This window comes from Kitasatospora sp. NPDC004240, from assembly GCF_053603215.1.
Genome location: NZ_JBSGFD010000450.1, coordinates 1 through 1,392 on the forward strand (window position 1 = coordinate 1; position 1,392 = coordinate 1,392).

At 74.6% G+C, this 1,392-nt stretch carries 1 protein-coding gene; it reads left to right on the top strand.

Translation table 11 applies throughout. From position 1 onward, the window contains the following. Positions 1-1,392: condensation domain-containing protein (locus ACWEQL_RS42445; RefSeq protein ID WP_452156983.1), on the top strand; the 1,392-nt coding region annotated here is incomplete at both ends.

Below are 1,392 nucleotides of genomic sequence, written 5' to 3' on the forward strand. Positions count from 1 at the left end.
GTTGGAGTACGTCGGGCGGGCGGACGAGCAGGTGAAGGTGCGCGGCTTCCGGGTCGAGCCCGGCGAGGTCGAGGCGGCCCTGGCCGAGCACCCGGCCGTTGCGCAGGCCGTGGTCATCGCCCGGGACGACCGCCTGATCGGCTACGTCGTCCCAAGCGCGGACGCGGTGCCCACACCGGCGGAGCTCCGCGGTCACCTGCTCGGCCGACTGCCCGAGTACCTGGTGCCGGCCGTCCTCGTGGTGCTGGCCGCGCTGCCCCTGACACCGAGCGGGAAGCTGGACCGTGCCGCTCTCCCGGTGCCGGACGTCACCGGCACCGGCGCCGGTGGTGGTCGCAGGCCACGGACCCCGCAGGAGCAGCTGCTCGCCGAACTCTTCGCCGAGGTGCTCGGCGTGAGCGAGGTCGGCGTGGACGACGGCTTCTTCGACCTGGGCGGGCACTCGCTGCTCGCCACCCGCCTGGTTGCTCGCATGCGTACGGTGCTGGGCGTCGAGGTCGGGCTGCGCACGCTCTTCGAGGCGCCGACCGTGGCCGGGCTGGCAGCACGGCTCGCCGAGGCCGGCCGGGCCCGACCGTCACTGGCCGGCCGCCCGCGGCCGCAGAGCGTCCCGCTGTCCTTCGCGCAGCGCCGGCTGTGGTTCCTCCATCGCATGGAGGGCGCCTCCGCCACCTACAACATCCCCCTGGCGCTGCGGCTCTCCGGGGCGCTGGACCGGGCGGCACTGGAGCAGGCGCTGGCCGACGTCTCGGCACGGCACGAGAGCCTCCGGACGGTCTTCCCCGACGTCGACGGCGTTCCCTGCCAGCAGGTCCTGGACCCGGCCGAGGCCCGGCCGCGGGTGCGGGTGACCGCGTCCGGGGAGGACGAGCTGGCGCAGCGGCTCACCGGGGCGGCCCGGCAGCCGTTCGACCTGGCGACGGAACCCCCGCTGCGGGCGGAGCTGTTCGCGCTCGCGCCCGAGGAGCACGTGCTGCTGCTGGTCGTGCACCACGTCGCGGGCGACGGCTGGTCCACGGGCCCGCTGGCGCGCGACCTGGCCGGGGCCTACGCGGCCAGGTGCCAGGATCGGGCGCCGGACTGGGCGGACCTGCCGGTGCAGTACGCCGACTACACCCTGTGGCAGCGGGAACTCCTGGGCGACCCGGCCGATCCGGACAGCCGGTTCGCCGAACAACTCGGCTACTGGACCGCGCAGTTGTCCGGTCTTCCGGATCGGCTCCCCTTGCCGGCCGACCGGCCGTGCCCGGCCGTCGCGAGCTACCGGGGTGACCAGCTCGGCCTGGAGCTGACACCTGAACTGCACGCTGCTCTGGTGGAGTTGGCGCGGAGGTCGGGTGCGAGCCTGTTCATGGTGCTGCAGGCGGGTCTGGCGGCGTTGTACTCGCGGTT